Below are 15,659 nucleotides of genomic sequence, written 5' to 3' on the forward strand. Positions count from 1 at the left end.
AATGGAGGCGGACCGAGCAGCGCAATCCGCTGCACTGCAGCGTCCGCTTATTCATCTTTTTCCGATTCGCCAAGCTCGCCCGAGGTAAACGGCCAGGTCATTCTTTACGGGGCCTAATTGCCGAGGGCTCGCGGGGTCATTGCCTCGAAGATAGGCGAAAGGCTGGCACCTGCCTTTGCCGACATTACGGTCTCAATTACTCGATCGGCTACGATAGTTGGCAAGTTCGAGACTGTGCGGAACTTGGCGACAATATCGTCATCACTGAAGCGTGTCTCTTCGGACCATGGATCGCCCCAGGCAAAGTCCGCCTCGGCGCGCAACGTCCTGCTCCTCAACCCGATCCGAACAAAGCATGGCAGCTGGCGATATTGACCTCGCACGAAATATTGGGCGGGCATCATTGCTCTCGCATAATCCACGTATCTGACCTTGGCTCGCAACGCCGTTGCAGCTGGATCGGATGCCCAATGCTCGGACTCCCAGGCCGGCCCAGGCGTCACGTCAAGCAGGAACAACGAAATCGCATGAGGGATACTGAATTGTCGTGAAACGACATCTGTCGGGTTCACCGTGAGCCACCTTCGCGACAGTCGCGAAACGTGGGTGCCTACGACAATCTCTTCGATCTCATCGAGTTCGAACTTCTCCTCCGCACGGAGCTTCCTCAGCGCCGATAGTGAATGATGCAGCATGCGGCAATTTGGCCAGGGCTTATAAGTGATGTTTGCCAGCGCCCAACGCGATCCCAGTTCGCCAATCAGACCGTCTGGGTCAACTCGTCGCGACCCCACCACGGTGAAAATGCTGGGGCTGCCATCGAAGATGGATGGCAAGGCTGTCGATCCGAGCTCGACTGATCGCGCTGCAAAACCTCCCGTCATGGCTGCCCAGCCGCTATCGAAATATTTCGTATTCGGCGTGGCGATCTGTTTAGCCCACACCGGCCCGATAGGGATCGCTGCACTCGATGCGGCCATGCCGAATGTCTGCTCCAGCGCGGCAGCATCCTGGCCCAGCAGACGTCCCGCCGCTGCTGATGCTCCGAGAGTTGCTTCAAGTGCAAACCCATAGATTTCAGGCATTGAACTCACCCTGCCGGCCTCGATCGTCATTTGAGTTCCGATGTCGGATATCCGCCCTGCTACCTCGTAGCCGCAGACCAGCGCCAAAAGAAGCTCCTTCGACGTCAATTCCTTCTGCTCACAGACGGCCAAGGCCTCGGCCAGAACGCTCCCTCCGAAATGCAGGCCTGCAACCTGCCCACCAGGATATGTTTCATCGAGATCAAGACAATTTGCCAGCCTGCCATTGCCGTAACTCGCAGCAAGAGCCGTGAATCGCTTGCCTGCCCCAGCGACCGAGGCATCCGAGCCTTCGCCGAACAATTCCGCTGCCGAGCGAATGACCGGACCCAGCTCACTCTGCGCCCCTGCGATAATGCAGCCCAAGGTATCGAGAGCGAACCGTCGCGCCTCATGCTGGATAGAGGCCGGGACGTGCTCCAGAGAGAGACCGGAAATGAACTTTGCCAGTGACGCCGTCACGTCAACCATTCGCACCCCCGTCGTCGCCCCGCTGGAGCGCCCGGTTTACTGATGTCGATTCTATTGCCCGGGCTGGATGGGACCGATCGACTAGCAGTGACGAGCGCTTCGACGCCCGACTGTGTCGCGCCCGACATCCGCGGCCTGCTCTACGCTCGGAACATCCTGCACCGAGGTTACACTATCGGACGGCCAAGGCGGATTTTCCCGGATATGGCGGCCAGCAGAGCTGTATTCCGGCGCCGAGCCGCGAAGAATTAAAATATTCCATCGCCGTCGCGGAGTATTGAAATGCTATATTCCTGCACGCTCAAGACTCATCGGTGAGGTCGCGCCAGGCACGCGATCAGTTGCAAGAGTCCAGACAATCCTACGCGTAAGCTATTCACACGGGTGCCTTACATGAACCACTTGACTACCGACCTGACCGGCGAGCTAGCTCGATTTTTCTCAACTCTCGGTCTGAGCGATGTGCCCACCAATGTTAAAGCTGAAGCTCGTCGTCTTCTGCTTGACTCGATTGGCTGCATGATTGCTGCTACTCGCACGCGCATGGCGCCGATTTCCTACGGCCTGGTTGATTTTCTAGGCGACTCGAACGTCGCGTCTGTCGTCGGCCGCAAACGTCGCGCGAGTGTGGCAGGCGCCTTATACGCCAATGCGCGTCTTGCAAACTGCATGGACCTCGACGAGACCTTTCCTGTCGCCCATCACTTCGGCAGTACCGCAGTGGTCTCTGCACTCGCGCTGGCGGAGGCAAGCAAAGCAAGTGGCTCGCAATCCCTGCAGGCGCTCATAGCGGCATATGAGTTGGGTGGGCGGGTGGCGAGCGCCTGCGGGCAGATCGTATACTTCAAGGATGGTCGTGTGGTTGGCTATCCGCAACTTTACAGCTGCTCTCTGCCGGTCGTGTTCGCGGCGGCTGGCGCGGCAATCCAGCTGGAGCGTCAGGGCGAAGCGCTCGCCCGAGAAACGCTTGGCCTGGCGGGTTCGAACGCTCCGTTGCCTGCCGCGAACAAGTGGACGCAGTCACTCGATTTGCCCGACTGCAAGTACGCAGACGCTGGCTGGGCCGCACTTACCGGCGTATTCGCAGCGCGGTCGGCCTCACTTGGAGCGACAGGCTTCGCCGCCATCTTTGACGGCAATCAAAATGTGATAAAAATGTCCGGTACTGACCCCTTTGATGCGGACCTGCTGGTTGGCGACTTGGGTTCGCGATGGATGCTTCCCGACATCACCTACAAGCCCTGGCCCACGTGTCGCTGGACGCATCAGGCGATGACCGCGCTTCTGAAGGCTATCGCCAACGAGACTATTGATCCCGAGCAGGTCCAAAGCATTCTGATCGGAACCAACGCATTCACGAGCACTCCTCGTTTCCGCAATCCGGCGCCACGCACATTCTGTTCGCGGCAGTTCAGCATTCCGCACGCCATAGCGATGCTGTTGCTGGACGTTCCCGTGGGTTCGGCGTGGCTGGATGAAGGGCAGGATGAAAACCCGAAGGTTCGTGCCTTGCGAGAAAAGGTACATGTCGAACAGTGGGATCATGCAGACACGTTTGGAAAGCACATTGCGCGCGAACAGACGCGCAAGATGCCCGCGCGCGCCCTGGTCGTCATGCACGACGGCAGGCATTTCGAAGCTGAATCGGATTTCGCATTGGGTGATCCCTGGACGACCGAGACAGCATGGGATGACGAGCAGGTAATCAAAAAGTTTCGAGTCACGAGTGAATTATCGACCGATCTCGCAGACAAGGTCATTGAAGCGACACTGAGTATCGAAACGCAACCTTCCGTCGAACCGATCATGTCGGTATTGCGTGACGTTTAACACGTCCTCGAGCGTCCGACGTGCTAGCCGACATATGCCACCATCTCGACCCGGCTGCCGTTGATGCATACGCGAGACAATCGGGGTGACCAGCGATTCGAGCGCCTCGCCGATTTCATCCGCGGGCGCGAACGTTCTTGCAGACGGCTGGCGCTGAGTTCGATATCGCTGCGCTCTCGATCCCGACGGCGACGATAGACCTTCGCGCCGGCCTGTGATTGACGAGCGATTCATCTGGGAATGCACGCGATCGATGACGCGGGCGGCGAGCGGCCGCGGGCTATCCATGCCCCCCTGATGTTCACGCTCGACGAAAGCAGCCCGCTGCTCCCAGTCTGCAGCGGCTGACGGTTATCTGGTCCGCAAAACGAAACCAGGTTGTTTCGGTCGCTATTCTGCGGAGCCGAGAACAACGGCACGAGTTCAGGGACGTCTGTTACCCCTAGACCGAAGCTTTATCGCGGCGATGCCGAAGGTGCCTGCGGCAGCACGTTGGCTGATCGCACAAATCTGGCACCGACAGACTTGACAGACCAGTAGGTCGGTGCCCCTGCCGATGTGCATCGTGACGCTCGAAACCAAAGGAGCACGGTAGCGTTCAACGCCTAAAGCTCAAAGAGCTTACGGGGTACGCGCGCGAACGTTTCCACACCCGACTCGGTCACGCGAACAGTTTCACTGAGAGTGACGCCGAAATCCTCTTCGACCCAGTTGCCAAGCATCAGATGGAAAGTCATGTTTGGCTTGAGTTCTGTCGTATCGCTTTCCGCGAAGCTTGCGGTTGGCTCAACCCAGGCCGTAAATTGATTTTCGATACCGATCGAGTAGCCACACCGAGACTCTTTCGAGAAGCCATGTTTCTCGATCGCGCGGAGGACCGCGACGGCGACTTCGCTGCAGGCGCGTCCGGGCCGGATCGCCTCCAATGCGGCCTCGAGCCCAGCTATTTCCGCGTCGTGCAGTCGACGCAGGCGGTCCGAGGGTGTCCCGATTGAGAAAGTGCGCATGATGGCGGCGTCATAGTTGTACCGGTTGCCGCTCACCTCCATGTTGACTTGCATGCCGCTTCGAAAGACGTCCTCGCTCCAAAGAATGTGCGGGGTACCCGTGCGAGGTGATGTGGACATCAGCAGCGGCCGCAATCCCGTCGCGGCGGGACCTCCTCTGACACCAGCTACCTGTGCAGCCATGATTTCCACTGCGGCGTCCGCTTCCCGCACGCCAGGACGGATTACTTCCGCGGCCCGCATGATTGCAGCATCGGCGAGCGCAGCTGCTTCGCGCATGACTGCGATTTCCAGATCAGACTTGACGCCGCGAATCCAGTCTACCGCTCTGGTGCAGTCAACGATCCGGGCCTGCGGCAGGCGCCTCTTGAACTTCTCTACGGCGGGCGCCATGAGGTTACCTTGCTCAATTCCCACCCCGCGGGTCGCGACGCCGAGATCAGAGATATAGTCGATTACCGCGTCATAACCATCTGTATCCGGCTTGCCGACGAGGTTTTCCGGATAGCCGATGACCTTGTCTCTCGTCATGAATGTTTGATGGATGGCCCCCGGCGCGCACATCCGACGCACAATGAGCGTCGGCTGCTCTTCGTTAACCGACACCACAAGCGCGTGCAAGGCAAGCATCCGGGTCAGGTTGCCGGTCAGATACGTGATGTTGGCCCAGCTGGTGATGACAAGCGCGTCGATATCGCGCCTTTTCATATCCAATTTCACGGCGGCAAGCCTTCGCATGTACTCGGTTCTCGGGAAAGCCTGCGGCCCTTTGCTGATTGCCATTGTCTGACTCCATGTGGTTCCGCCTGCTGCAGACGGGGGAATTTCTGGTTCAATACGCGTCGGCCCATTAATCGAACCGACTGCTGCCTCCTTGCGAAGGAACAGCAACTTCCAAAACGCGCTTCCGTCCCGCGATGCTCTCGCCGGGGTCTTTTGGTCGATGACCGTCCTCTGGACAGAGATGCGGGATTTTTTCAGGTCCAACCCATTGTTTTGAGCGATTTTGTTTATTCTGAGCTGAAAAGCTGCATAATTATCGAATTTGATGACGATTTTGAGCGAACGCCTGGGACAGCCATCTGCTTTGCTGAGCGAATGCGTCGCTAGCTAAAGGTACTTGTAAATCTCGCTCGACGACGGGCATCGGCGCGGATCGGCACAGGGCACCCTGTTTCTTCTTCGCTTCTATCCTGGTTCAGAAAACTCTTAGATCGAGCAAGCGCGAGGCGCGCTGCTCCAACCATGCCTTGAGCTCTCGTCGGAGACCAACGTACCGCACACCCGGTTGTCGTTTTTTGCCGGTTCGCAAATCGAAGGCGAACGAACTATCGGGCTGCTTGGCTTCAGGTGGGTGACCAACATGTTTCAGGGCAAGATGGCGCAGGCCGCGCTTCAAGCTGGTTCGAGATTGAGTTGATATCATCGTCGCCCCGAGGCTGCACGGTTGATTGCATGAAAGCTTCACATGCTCAATAGCAACGCAGAATTTCTGCATGAGAGATTGCACATAGGATGTCATCGACTCCATGTGTTCGCTATTGGGAGCCTGGCCGGACGCTCTCGTGTGCGGCCAATGAGCCTTGCCTTCCGAGGTCGGCAACCGGTACGCACGCAGTTTTATCCGGCGGATTAACGGGCTTTGTCTGGCTCACAGTCGGCGGAAGGCATTGTGTCGCCGGATGGCTTCGGCTCGCGGGTGTCTCACAGTCCTTTCCCCGGAGCACAATGGAACGTGATGTCTCGAATGTCTCTCCTTGCAAGGATCTCAGCCCATACCGACGAACGCTTGACGCATCGGGTTGGCATCGGCTTGATGCTCCTGGCGGTATTCGTGTTCTCCTTCGGCGATGCGACCGGTAAGTTCATTGTCGCGACCACCCCTATCGGTCAATTCTTGTGTTTGCGGGCGTGTGCTGCGCTCCTCCTGCTGTCGCCCATGATCTGGCGGAAACGGCAGGATTTTGCGAAACTCGAACGGCCGGGCCTGCAATTGGTCCGGGTCGCATTTTCGACGACAGAGGTAACGTCGTTCTTCCTCGCCACGGTCTATCTTCCTCTTGCCGACGTCGTCACCTACTATCTCGCCTGTCCGATCTTCGTTACAGCGCTGTCGGCCATTGCTTTACACGAGCGGGTCGGCTGGCGGCGCTGGAGTGCCATTCTGGTCGGCTTTGCCGGCGTGCTGATTGCGCTGCGACCGTCGCCTCAAAGCTTCAGTTGGCCGGCACTGATTGCACTCTGCGGAAGTTTTTCCTTTGCCGGGCTGATGCTTATCACCCGGCATTTGCGCAGGACGCCCGATGTCGTGATGATTACGTCTCAGTTTGTCGGGACACTCCTGTTTGGCGCGGTACTCGCGCCGATCGGCTGGGTAACACCTACGCCCTGGGGCATCCTGCTGTTTGCTGCCGCCGGAATGATATCAGTGTGTGCATTCTTATGCATTAATCGCTCGCTCAAGCTCGCGTCGGCCAGCACGGTCGTTCCCTACCAGTATTCCATGATTATTTGGGCCGTCATCTTAGGCTTCGTCGTTTTCGGCGATATGCCATCACCGGCAACGCTCGTCGGCGCTGCGATCATCATTGGCGCGGGACTTTACATCTTTTTGCGGGAACGAACGCTGGGGCGAGAGGAGCCGGCAGTGGGCACTCCGGATGACTCACCGTTGCAGTCGAAGTTCAGGTTTGAGGGGCTTTTTCTGAAGAACAGGCTACGAAAGAGTCGATGCACCTTGTCGTGATCGGCGCGATTTTCAGAACGGCTCGCCAGTATCCCGCCGGTCGCTCTGCGAAGGCAGGCCTGCAACCACCGTCGTGGCCACGATGAGAGCGATAGGCATCTGGCTTTTGACATCGCGTGCAAGCGCAGCCTCCCGCAGCACGCCCCGGACTGACCGCCTGGGTAGTATCGCTTTTGGTGTGAGGCGTCTTTGTCAGCTGGTGAAGACGACGGTCTTCTTCCCGTTCAGCACGACGCGATCCTCAAGGTGATGCCGGACGGCGCGGGCAAGCACGCGCCGCTCGATATCCCGGCCCTTGCGGACGAGATCTTCAGGCGTATCTCGGTGCGAGATGCGCTCAACATCCTGCTCGATGATCGGACCCTCGTCGAGATCAGAGGTGACATAATGTGCAGTCGCACCGATCAATTTGACTCCGCGTTCATGAGCTTGATGGTATGGCTTCGCGCCTTTGAAGCCTGGCAGAAATGAATGATGAATGTTAATGCAGCGGCCCCACAGTTTGGCGGAGAAGCCGTCCGACAGGATCTGCATGTAGCGGGCAAGAATGACGAGATCTGTTCTGGTTTCCTGCACAAGTTGCCAAATTCGCGCTTCCTGCTCCATCTTGGTTTGCTTGGTGACCGGCAAATGGTGGAATTGCAGCCCAGCAAGATCCTCAGAAGCCAAGTGCTCGCGGCCGTGATTGGAAACAACGCTTGTGACCTCCATCGGCAATTCGCCGATACGCCAGCGATAGAGCAGATCTGCCAGACAATGATCAAATTTGGAGACAAGCAGCATCACGCGCTTCAATGCGGCGCTCGGCCGCAAGGTAAATGTCATGCCGAGCCGACCGGAGAGTTCTCCGATGGATGCAGTAATTTCTGCTTCCGACTTGGCCTGATCCAGTCGATCAAAGACCACGCGCATAAAAAAACGACCGGTCTCGCTATCGTCGAATTGCTGCGCATCCGTAATGTTGCAGCCAGCTTCGAATAGGAGACCTGAGACGGCCGAAACGATGCCTGGGCCATCCGGACAGGACAAGGCGAGAATCATGGAACGATCGGACATGGCGATCACTGCCCGGCGGCGGGCCCCAAAACTGCGGTTAAATACTGGAAGGTGAAACTCAAACTTTGCAGCGCGCTTTGAGCAACTCCGGAGCGATGATTTCGTCGAGACTGCGCCACTCACCCTTCACTCGAGTGCGATTCGGATCGTAGAAGGCGCGCAGGGAAGCGATGGCGGCGTGCTTTTCGCCCGCGATTTCCACTTCGAAATTGCCTTCAGATAGCCATTGGGCGTTCACTCCGCCTTCGGCACGCAGATATCCCATACCGACGCCACAACCCAAGGAGTGCCCAAAGCCCGCGGAGCGCAGGTAGCCCACAAGCGATCCATTGCGCCAGACCGGCTCGGTTCCGAACATCAGCGGCACGGCCTGGGGCACGGCCAATTGGACGAGGCGTCGAGACGGGGTCCGTCCCCGCTGCGCTTCGACCGCCGCCCGTCCCAGGAACTCCTGCGTCTTATTCCAGGCGATCGTGAAGCCCAATCCGGATTCAAGGGGAGAATCTTCGTCGCTCACATCCGAACCCCAATCGCGGTATCCCGCCTCGAGCCTCAGTGTATTCAGTGCGACGTACCCGGCGTGTCGCAAATCAAGATCACGCCCCGCGGCGATCAAAGAATCGTAGACACCCAACGTCTGCTCGGTCGGAATGTGAAGCTCCCATCCGAGTTCGCCAACAAACGTCATGCGGAATGCAAGTGCCAAGGCGTAACCGACCTCGATCTCACGGGCCGCAGCGAAGGGAAATGCGGATTCCGAGAAATCCGCCGGACTTACCCGCGCCAGCAACTCCCGTGAACGTGGTCCCATTACAGACAATGTGGTGTAGCCCGACGAGATATCCGTAACATATACGTGGCCCGCGCCTTTGGCATGGCCTCGGAGCCAGGCGAGATCGCGAATGCGCTGCACCGCTGCCGTGACCACCAGAAACTCCTCTTCGCCTGTTCGTGCAATCGTGACGTCGGACTCCATGCCACCTCGTTCGTTGAGCCACGGCGTGTACACAATCCGGCCCACTGGAACGTCGACATCGTTGGTAGAGAGGCGCTGAAGCAGCGCAAGTGCGTCTCGCCCCTGGACCAGCAGATGTGCAAAGGATGTCTGATCGAATAGCGTCACTCCCGAACGCGTCGCCTGATGTTCCATACCACTGGCCTTGAACCACTCGTCGCGCCAGAACGTCGCGTGCGCATTCGTCGACGCCTTGGATGCATCAAACCATTGCGCCCTCTCCCATCCTGCAACCTCGCCAAACTTGGCGCCAGCTGCGGCCAACCGGTCGTGCAGCGGAGACACTCGCACGTTGCGTGCCGTGGTGGCCGACTTGTGAGGCCAATGCAGGGCCCAGAGGTTTCCGACGGATTCAACTGTTCGATCATGCAAATACCGGCGATTGCGCTGGAACGGCATGGCTCGCCGCACATCCATTTCCCAGTAGTCACTGGACGGCACGCCGGTCGACATCCACTCGGCCATCACCTTGCCGGCACCACCGGACGACTCAATGCCGCACGAATTGAACCCTGAAGCCACATAAAGTCCCGAGACATGGGGTGCAGGCCCCATCAGAAATCTGTTGTCCGGCGTGAAACTCTCGGGACCATTGAAGTTCAGTTGCAATCCGACATTCTCGAGGGCCGGCATTCGGCGCATGGCATGAGTAAGGTACGGCTCGATGTGCTCGAAATCATCGGGCAAGGAATCGAAACTGAAATCGTGCGGAATTCCATCCATACCCCAAGGCTTGCCATCGGGCTCAAAGAACCCGACCAGCAACTTTCCAGCGTCCGCTTTCGCGTAAAAGCGAGCGTCCATATCTCGAATGGTGGGGAGATCGGCCGGCAATCCGGTAATGGCTTCTGTCACGACGTAGAAGTGCTCCGCCGCATGTAGCGGCACCGCCCAGTTGAGATCCGCGGCAAGTGCCCGAGTCCACATTCCCGTGCAGATCACGACTTTTTCGGTGCGCACGAGGCCTTCTGCGGTTCCAACGCCGACGATTTGCTCCCCTTCGACGATGATGCGGGTCACGGGGGTCCGCTCAAGGATCTTCGCACCCCCCTGTTTGGCGCCAGCCGCGAACGCGCGAGCCGTGTCTACGGGACTCGTCATCCCATCGGAAGGTATCCAGGCGGCGCCGAAAACGTCTGTCACATCGAGCAATGGCACACGCCGCCTGGCTTCGGCAGCATCGATGATCTCTACCTCCAGACCAAAGGAGCGCCCCATCGAGGCACCCCGCCTCAGCTCCTCCATCCTTGCGGGCGTGGCCGCAACCGTGATCGACCCGGACTGGCGAAAGCCCGTTGGCTGGCCGGTGAGCTTCTCGAGATCTCCGAACAATTGCGCTGTGTACTGAGCCAGCCTCGCCATGTTCTCGGTGGCTCTAAGCTGGGTGACAAGCCCCGCTGCGTGCCACGTCGTACCACAAGTGAGCTGATCTCGCTCGAGCAGCAGAACATCACGGTGTCCAAGCCGGGTCAGGTGATACGCAATGGACAGGCCAATGATGCCGCCACCGACGATGACGTATTCCGCGTGAGATGGGAGTTTGCTTTGCATTCGACAACTCAGAGTAGATGACTGCGGGGCAGGCCTGGGCAGATCGAGGATCGGCAACCGTCTGAACTCCTCGCGCGAAGGCCGACATTCCCCGACCGCTGAGTGGTGCGGCCTACAACTCCGCTCGTGCTAGCGGGCAGGTCGGCAGAACCATGCAAGTCCGATGTCCTTCGCGAGAGTCCGGTTCCGTCCTAACCGAACGAGAACGGTCTGGCGGAAATAATATCCAGACCAGAATAATTATTTGACTAATATCCCGCAATACTACGCACGATTCCTGCTTGATACACCGAACCGGCGATGTTTTCCTCTGCTCAATCTAGCCGGCGCGTATCAAGAGTGCACGATCAACCCGCAGTTGATGTCCTGCCGGGCTCGGGCCCCTAACCGAGCCGCCAGGGAAGTGTGACTGGATTCGCTGCGGCTTGAGAGTCAGATGGCTTGCAGCGACGCGCTTTCGAAAATGCGAACATTCGCCATCGATTGGCTCAACAAGGAAAGCGACCTTCATAGCAGATGTGGTCTTACGCTTGCGCCTTTGGCTTAAGACAGCACACCAGACAGGCGATCGTCCAGAAGCGTAGACCCGCTGATCGAGCGCAAGCCACACTGCGGCCGATCAACCGCAAGTCGCATGATCTCGCATCGCCGATTGGCTTGGAGACAGATGCCTCCACGAACTCAAAGCGGCAAAGTCGTTTCGACAAGATTACCGAGTAGCCGATGCGATAAGGTAACGCCCCGTCATCGAAATCGTACTCGGGATTGTGAAACTCGGCCGTTGGGTCTGTTACCAAGAAAATAAAGGTGCCGGGCTCTGCGAGGAGCATATAGGCGAAATCCTCGGACACCATGAGTGGCTTGATCCCGTCGTCCACTGAGGCGTCGCCCACGAGAGAGCGGGCTGCGATGATGTCGTTGTTCGTATCGTCGGTATGGTTGAATGTGAGAGGCTCGAGCCGTCGGTAGTTGAACTCGATCTGCGCGCCCAATCCGTTTCCTTCAGCACACGTGACCTTGCCCCTAAGTTTTGTCCAATCCTGAGTTCGCCTGGCAGTTGGATGCCCAGTTGGGCGGTGGTAGCGACGGGAGCTGGCGCGGAGCTTTCGGCATAGCGCAGCGCCAAATCCCGGCGCGAGTGGCAGGTGAAGGCGAACTCGGAGGGCGTCTTCCATCCGAGCTGCGAGTGTGGCCGTGCCTCGTTGTAATCGACACGCCAGCTTCCGAGTGCGACGCGAGCCTGGGCCAGTGACGTGAACAGCGTCTCGTTCAGCAATTCATCCCGCAGCCGGCCGTTGATGGGGAAGACGGCCCCGCTCCCTCGGCACCGGCGATATACTGGCGATGGACGAGCCCGCTAACAGGAGCAATTGAGCAATGGAAGCCGCCACAATTGGGTTGGACATTCCGAAGCACGTATTTCACATCCATGCAGTTGTTGGCGAAGGCCAAGTGGCCGGTCGCCAACGTCTCGGGCGAGGCGAGATCATGTCGTTCTTCTCCTCGCTCGCAGCTTGCCTGGTCGGCATCGAAGCCTGCGCGCCTGCTCACCACTGGGCGCGGGAGATTCGGCAGTTTGGACAAGATGTCAGTTTGATTCCGCCAGCCTATGTTAAACCCTAGCTACGAAGAGGAGCCAAAGAATGACGCCGCTAACGCGGCCGCGATCTGCGAAGCGGTCAGTCGTCCCAATATGCGGTTCCTTCCAATCAAGGGCGCCTAGAACCAGGGCTTCTTGATGCTTCATCGTGCAAGAGGCTTGCTGGACCGCCAACGCACCATGACAGCTTGCGCCATTCGGGCTCACTTTGTTGAGTTCGGAATCATTGTCGGGCAAGGCCGACAACGGGTGGATGGTCTAATGGACTTGTTGGATGACGAAGAAACCGACGCTACCGGCCCATGCCCGCATCGCACTGGCCGTCCTTGTGAGCCAACTGAAGCCATTGGACCGGAAGGTCGAGGCCATCGAGCGCGAACTGGCTGAGATCCAGCAAGTAAATCCGATGGCGAAGTTGCTGTCCTCGATTCCCGGGATCGGTCCCATTACGGCCACGGCTCTCGCCGCGACCACGCCGGACGCGACCATGTTCCGCTCCGGGCGGAATTGGGTTGCATCAACCCACATTCGGTGAAGGATGACAGCCATCTTTCTGGCCAGCGCGACCTTCGCACGCTTGCTTCCTTGCCGGTGGGCAACACGCACCGCCCAGGCCTTCATCGGAGACCATCGGGTTGATGGCCTGAGAACGACGTTGGCAGCTTCGAACAAGGCTGTGCGCGTCTCTCCATCTCCGACTTTTGTGATCCGTCCCACCCGATCAACCTCGCCAGATTGGTATCGCTGGGCGTTAACCCGAGATTGGCACCGACGGATTGGGAATGCAGGAATCGCCTGGGATCGTCCACAGTGGAGCGGAAGGTCAGCGCAGAGACCGGGCTGATCCCCGGCATCGTCATCAAAATCCGACAAGCCGGGTCACTGCGCACGGCCTTCAGAACCAGACGATGGACCCGGGCGTACTCCCGCATCAGCGCTTCGCGTCCGGCAAGCAGCGGATTCATGACGCCTCCAGTAAGGCGTCATCGCTGACCAACTCACGAACTCGTCTCGCGAACAGAGTCCGCGATACGATTCCGACTTTGAGACCGAGCGGACGCAGAAGTCCGCCGATGACTTGCTCTGTGGCAGCGATGGAGCGGATGATATGCTTCCGAGCCGCGGCCAGGGTCCGCGCCCTTTGGCTGCCGATGCTCCTGATATGAAGAGGCTTGAACCGTTCTCACCACCTGCGCGATCCCACGGGCGTCATTCCGATCGGTCTTCACTGGCATGGCCCAAAGTGCCGCCTTAACCTGGCGGCTTCCAAACTGACGGCCGGCAGCCCCAGTTCGATTAGATTTGCGGTCAGCCATTCTGATATCCGTCCTGCTTCAAGGCCCACCCGTTTAACTTGACCAGCCCACGATTCGAGTACTGCACAATCGATGGCGCGTCCGCCAACGTGGTTCCCTCCCGGATAAGCTTTCCGGTCTCGTCCACCGCACATACCGCAACGGAATTCAGCGAAACATCGAGGCCGGAGTAGATCATGGCTTCTCTCCTTTCCGGATGGAGTTGGTCTATGATCGTCAGCCAAAACGTGGCGCGCGGCAACTCGGTCAGGCAATCGGAACCGAATACCCCATCTCTTCCGAAAAGCGGCTGCGCTTCATGCCCTGGTGCTTGTCGTGGGCCAGAACGAACTTCAAGCTGGATTAAGCCGGTGGGGCAAGGTCACACGCCTTGATCTGCCTTTGTCCGAAGTTCCGCTGCAGGGGCGTGAGGCTCCTGACCGTGCCGCGAAGCACGAAGTGAGCAACGGCTATCGCGACAGGATCTGGGAGACCCGCGCTGGCACGGTCAGAGCTGCGCATCCCCAAGCTGCGCAAGGGCTCCTACTTCCCCGGCTTTCTGGAGCCGCGCCGGATGGCCGAGAAGGCGCTCACCGCCGTGGTTCAGGAAGCTTGTGTGCAGGGCGTCTCGACCCGCTCGGTGGACGACCTGGTGCAGGCCATGGGTATGACGGGGATCTCAAAGAGCCAGGTGAGCCGGCTCTGTGCCGAGATCGACGACAAGGTGAAGGCCTTCCTCGTCCGGCGGATCGAGGGCGACTGGCCATATCTGTGGATCGACGCCACCTACGTGAAGGTGCGCCAGAATGGCCGCATCGTGTCGGTTGCAGTGATCATTGCGGTCGGCGTCAACAGCGATGGCCGGCGCGAAGTTCTCGGCATGGACATTGGTCCCTCCGAGGCCGAGACGTTCTGGACGGCATTCCTGCGCAAGGTCGCCCGCCGCGGCCTGCGCGGCGTCAAGCTGGTGGTCTCCGACGCCCACGAGGGCATCAAGGCCACTGTGGCCAAGGTGCTCAATGCCTCCTGGCAGCGCTGTCGCGTCCACTTCATGCGCAATGCGCTGGCCCACGCCGGCAAGAGCGGCCGGCGCGTCGTCTCCGCCTTCATCGCCACCGCGTTCGCCCAGGACGATGCCGAGGCCGCTCGCACGCAGTGGCGCAAGGTCGCCGACCAGCTCCGGCCAAAGCTGCCCAAGCTCGCGGGTTTCCTCGACGAGGCCGAGACCGATGTGCTGGCCTATATGACGTTCCCGCCCCAGCACCGGACCAAGCTGCACTCGACGGATGAGATGGACAAGCGATTTTTTATGATCGCGCCGCGATGACGATTGCAGAAATCGCGTCCATTCTTTTGTTCGGCCGCGCCGCGGGCCATTCTTCCGTCCCGGCCACCGATCTCGCAGCCGCCGCGCGCAGGGTCGGTCAAGGCTGGCCGCGTGCGGCCACCGCACGGCTTGGCCTTGACCGGCCCGAGCACGGCGGCATGCTGCCGTGGAACGGGACTGCATTCCTGGCTGGCACTTGCCGTCAGCGGCGGTTATGGTTGTCGGGCGCGGGCGACCTCGTGGCGAAGCGTGACGCGTCGGCTGCAAGCGTCACCGGACTGCCTATTTTGTCCTGCCGAGCTGAGGCGCCCGCGCGCCGAGTTTTGGCCGCCGCGGTTTCCATTGCGACACCAATCGTTCGTAGTTTCGCTCCGCCTGGGCGGCAATCAACATCTCACGGTCGCGCAGCGCCTTGATGTTGTAGGCATAGGCTGGTCCACGCCGGCTGCCCTTCTGTTGCGGATGTCCAGCTTGAAGTTGCATTGCGCGGGTCTTGTTGGCGACCAGCGCCGGGCGCGCCCACAGGTAATCCTCGCCCTTCGTCAACAAATGCCAGCAGAGCACCGTGAGCTTGCGAGCCACGGCCACCGCGGCGACCTGATGGCCACGCCGGGCGCGGATCCGTACGAAAAAAGCATGCAATGGACCGGGCGCCTTGGCCGCGGCCCAGGCAGCC

General features: G+C 59.4%; 8 protein-coding genes and 5 pseudogenes. 4 read left to right on the plus strand and 9 right to left on the minus strand.

What is annotated here, in order from left to right; translation table 11 throughout:
- Positions 1 to 113: 113 nt before the first annotated feature.
- Positions 114 to 1,556 (minus strand): MmgE/PrpD family protein, encoded by a 1,443-nt coding sequence (locus BM222_RS37100; protein ID WP_092239601.1) that lies wholly within the window; start codon positions 1,554 to 1,556, stop codon positions 114 to 116.
- Positions 1,557 to 1,949: 393 nt separating this feature from the next.
- On the opposite strand from BM222_RS37100, the gene BM222_RS37105 reads away from it, so the two are divergent.
- Positions 1,950 to 3,386, plus strand: coding sequence for an MmgE/PrpD family protein (locus tag BM222_RS37105; RefSeq protein ID WP_092239602.1), 1,437 nt, complete (start codon positions 1,950 to 1,952; stop codon positions 3,384 to 3,386).
- 605 nt (positions 3,387 to 3,991) lie between these two features.
- On the opposite strand, the gene BM222_RS37110 is transcribed toward BM222_RS37105, so the two are convergent.
- Complete coding sequence (locus BM222_RS37110) at positions 3,992 to 5,176, minus strand: M24 family metallopeptidase (protein ID WP_092239611.1); 1,185 nt, start codon at positions 5,174 to 5,176, stop codon at positions 3,992 to 3,994.
- Positions 5,177 to 5,591: 415 nt separating this feature from the next.
- Positions 5,592 to 5,915, minus strand: a complete 324-nt coding sequence (locus BM222_RS40640; RefSeq protein ID WP_143106169.1) for a hypothetical protein — start codon at positions 5,913 to 5,915, stop codon at positions 5,592 to 5,594.
- Between the two features lie 225 nt (positions 5,916 to 6,140).
- Here BM222_RS40640 and BM222_RS37115 point away from each other — a divergent pair, with 225 nt between their 5' ends.
- On the plus strand, positions 6,141 to 7,139 hold the full coding sequence (locus tag BM222_RS37115) for a DMT family transporter (RefSeq protein WP_092239603.1): 999 nt from the start codon (positions 6,141 to 6,143) through the stop codon (positions 7,137 to 7,139).
- Between the two features lie 192 nt (positions 7,140 to 7,331).
- On the opposite strand, the gene purU is transcribed toward BM222_RS37115, so the two are convergent.
- The 4 genes and pseudogenes from purU to BM222_RS42585 form a co-directional block, all read right to left on the minus strand.
- A complete protein-coding gene (gene purU, locus BM222_RS37120; protein ID WP_210188538.1) occupies positions 7,332 to 8,195 on the minus strand; it encodes a formyltetrahydrofolate deformylase in 864 nt (287 codons plus the stop codon).
- A 58-nt stretch (positions 8,196 to 8,253) separates the two neighbouring features.
- The gene (locus BM222_RS37125; protein WP_092239604.1) at positions 8,254 to 10,761 is read right to left on the minus strand and encodes a GcvT family protein; all 2,508 of its coding nucleotides are present in this window, start codon (positions 10,759 to 10,761) and stop codon (positions 8,254 to 8,256) included.
- Between the two features lie 524 nt (positions 10,762 to 11,285).
- Positions 11,286 to 11,981, minus strand: coding sequence for a M20/M25/M40 family metallo-hydrolase (locus tag BM222_RS40645; protein ID WP_349509900.1), 696 nt, complete (start codon positions 11,979 to 11,981; stop codon positions 11,286 to 11,288).
- Positions 11,936 to 12,061: pseudogene (locus tag BM222_RS42585) on the minus strand (integrase core domain-containing protein); the annotation flags it as partial. The gene BM222_RS40645 and the pseudogene BM222_RS42585, both read right to left, overlap by 46 nt.
- 77 nt (positions 12,062 to 12,138) lie before the next feature.
- Here BM222_RS42585 and BM222_RS43560 point away from each other — a divergent pair.
- A pseudogene (locus BM222_RS43560) lies at positions 12,139 to 12,878 on the plus strand (IS110 family RNA-guided transposase); the annotation flags it as partial.
- Here BM222_RS43560 and BM222_RS43565 read toward each other — a convergent pair.
- Positions 12,863 to 13,855, minus strand: a pseudogene (locus BM222_RS43565) (IS110 family RNA-guided transposase); the annotation flags it as partial. The pseudogenes BM222_RS43560 and BM222_RS43565 overlap by 16 nt on opposite strands.
- A 260-nt stretch (positions 13,856 to 14,115) precedes the next feature.
- Between BM222_RS43565 and BM222_RS37145 the strand changes: the two are divergent.
- Positions 14,116 to 14,956: pseudogene (locus tag BM222_RS37145) on the plus strand (IS256 family transposase); the annotation flags it as partial.
- A 317-nt stretch (positions 14,957 to 15,273) separates the two neighbouring features.
- On the opposite strand, the pseudogene BM222_RS37150 reads toward BM222_RS37145, so the two are convergent.
- Positions 15,274 to 15,659: pseudogene (locus BM222_RS37150) on the minus strand (IS110 family RNA-guided transposase); the annotation flags it as partial.

The sequence above is a fragment of the Bradyrhizobium sp. Gha genome, assembly GCF_900113735.1.
In the GTDB taxonomy this organism is placed as follows: Bacteria; Pseudomonadota; Alphaproteobacteria; order Rhizobiales; family Xanthobacteraceae; genus Bradyrhizobium.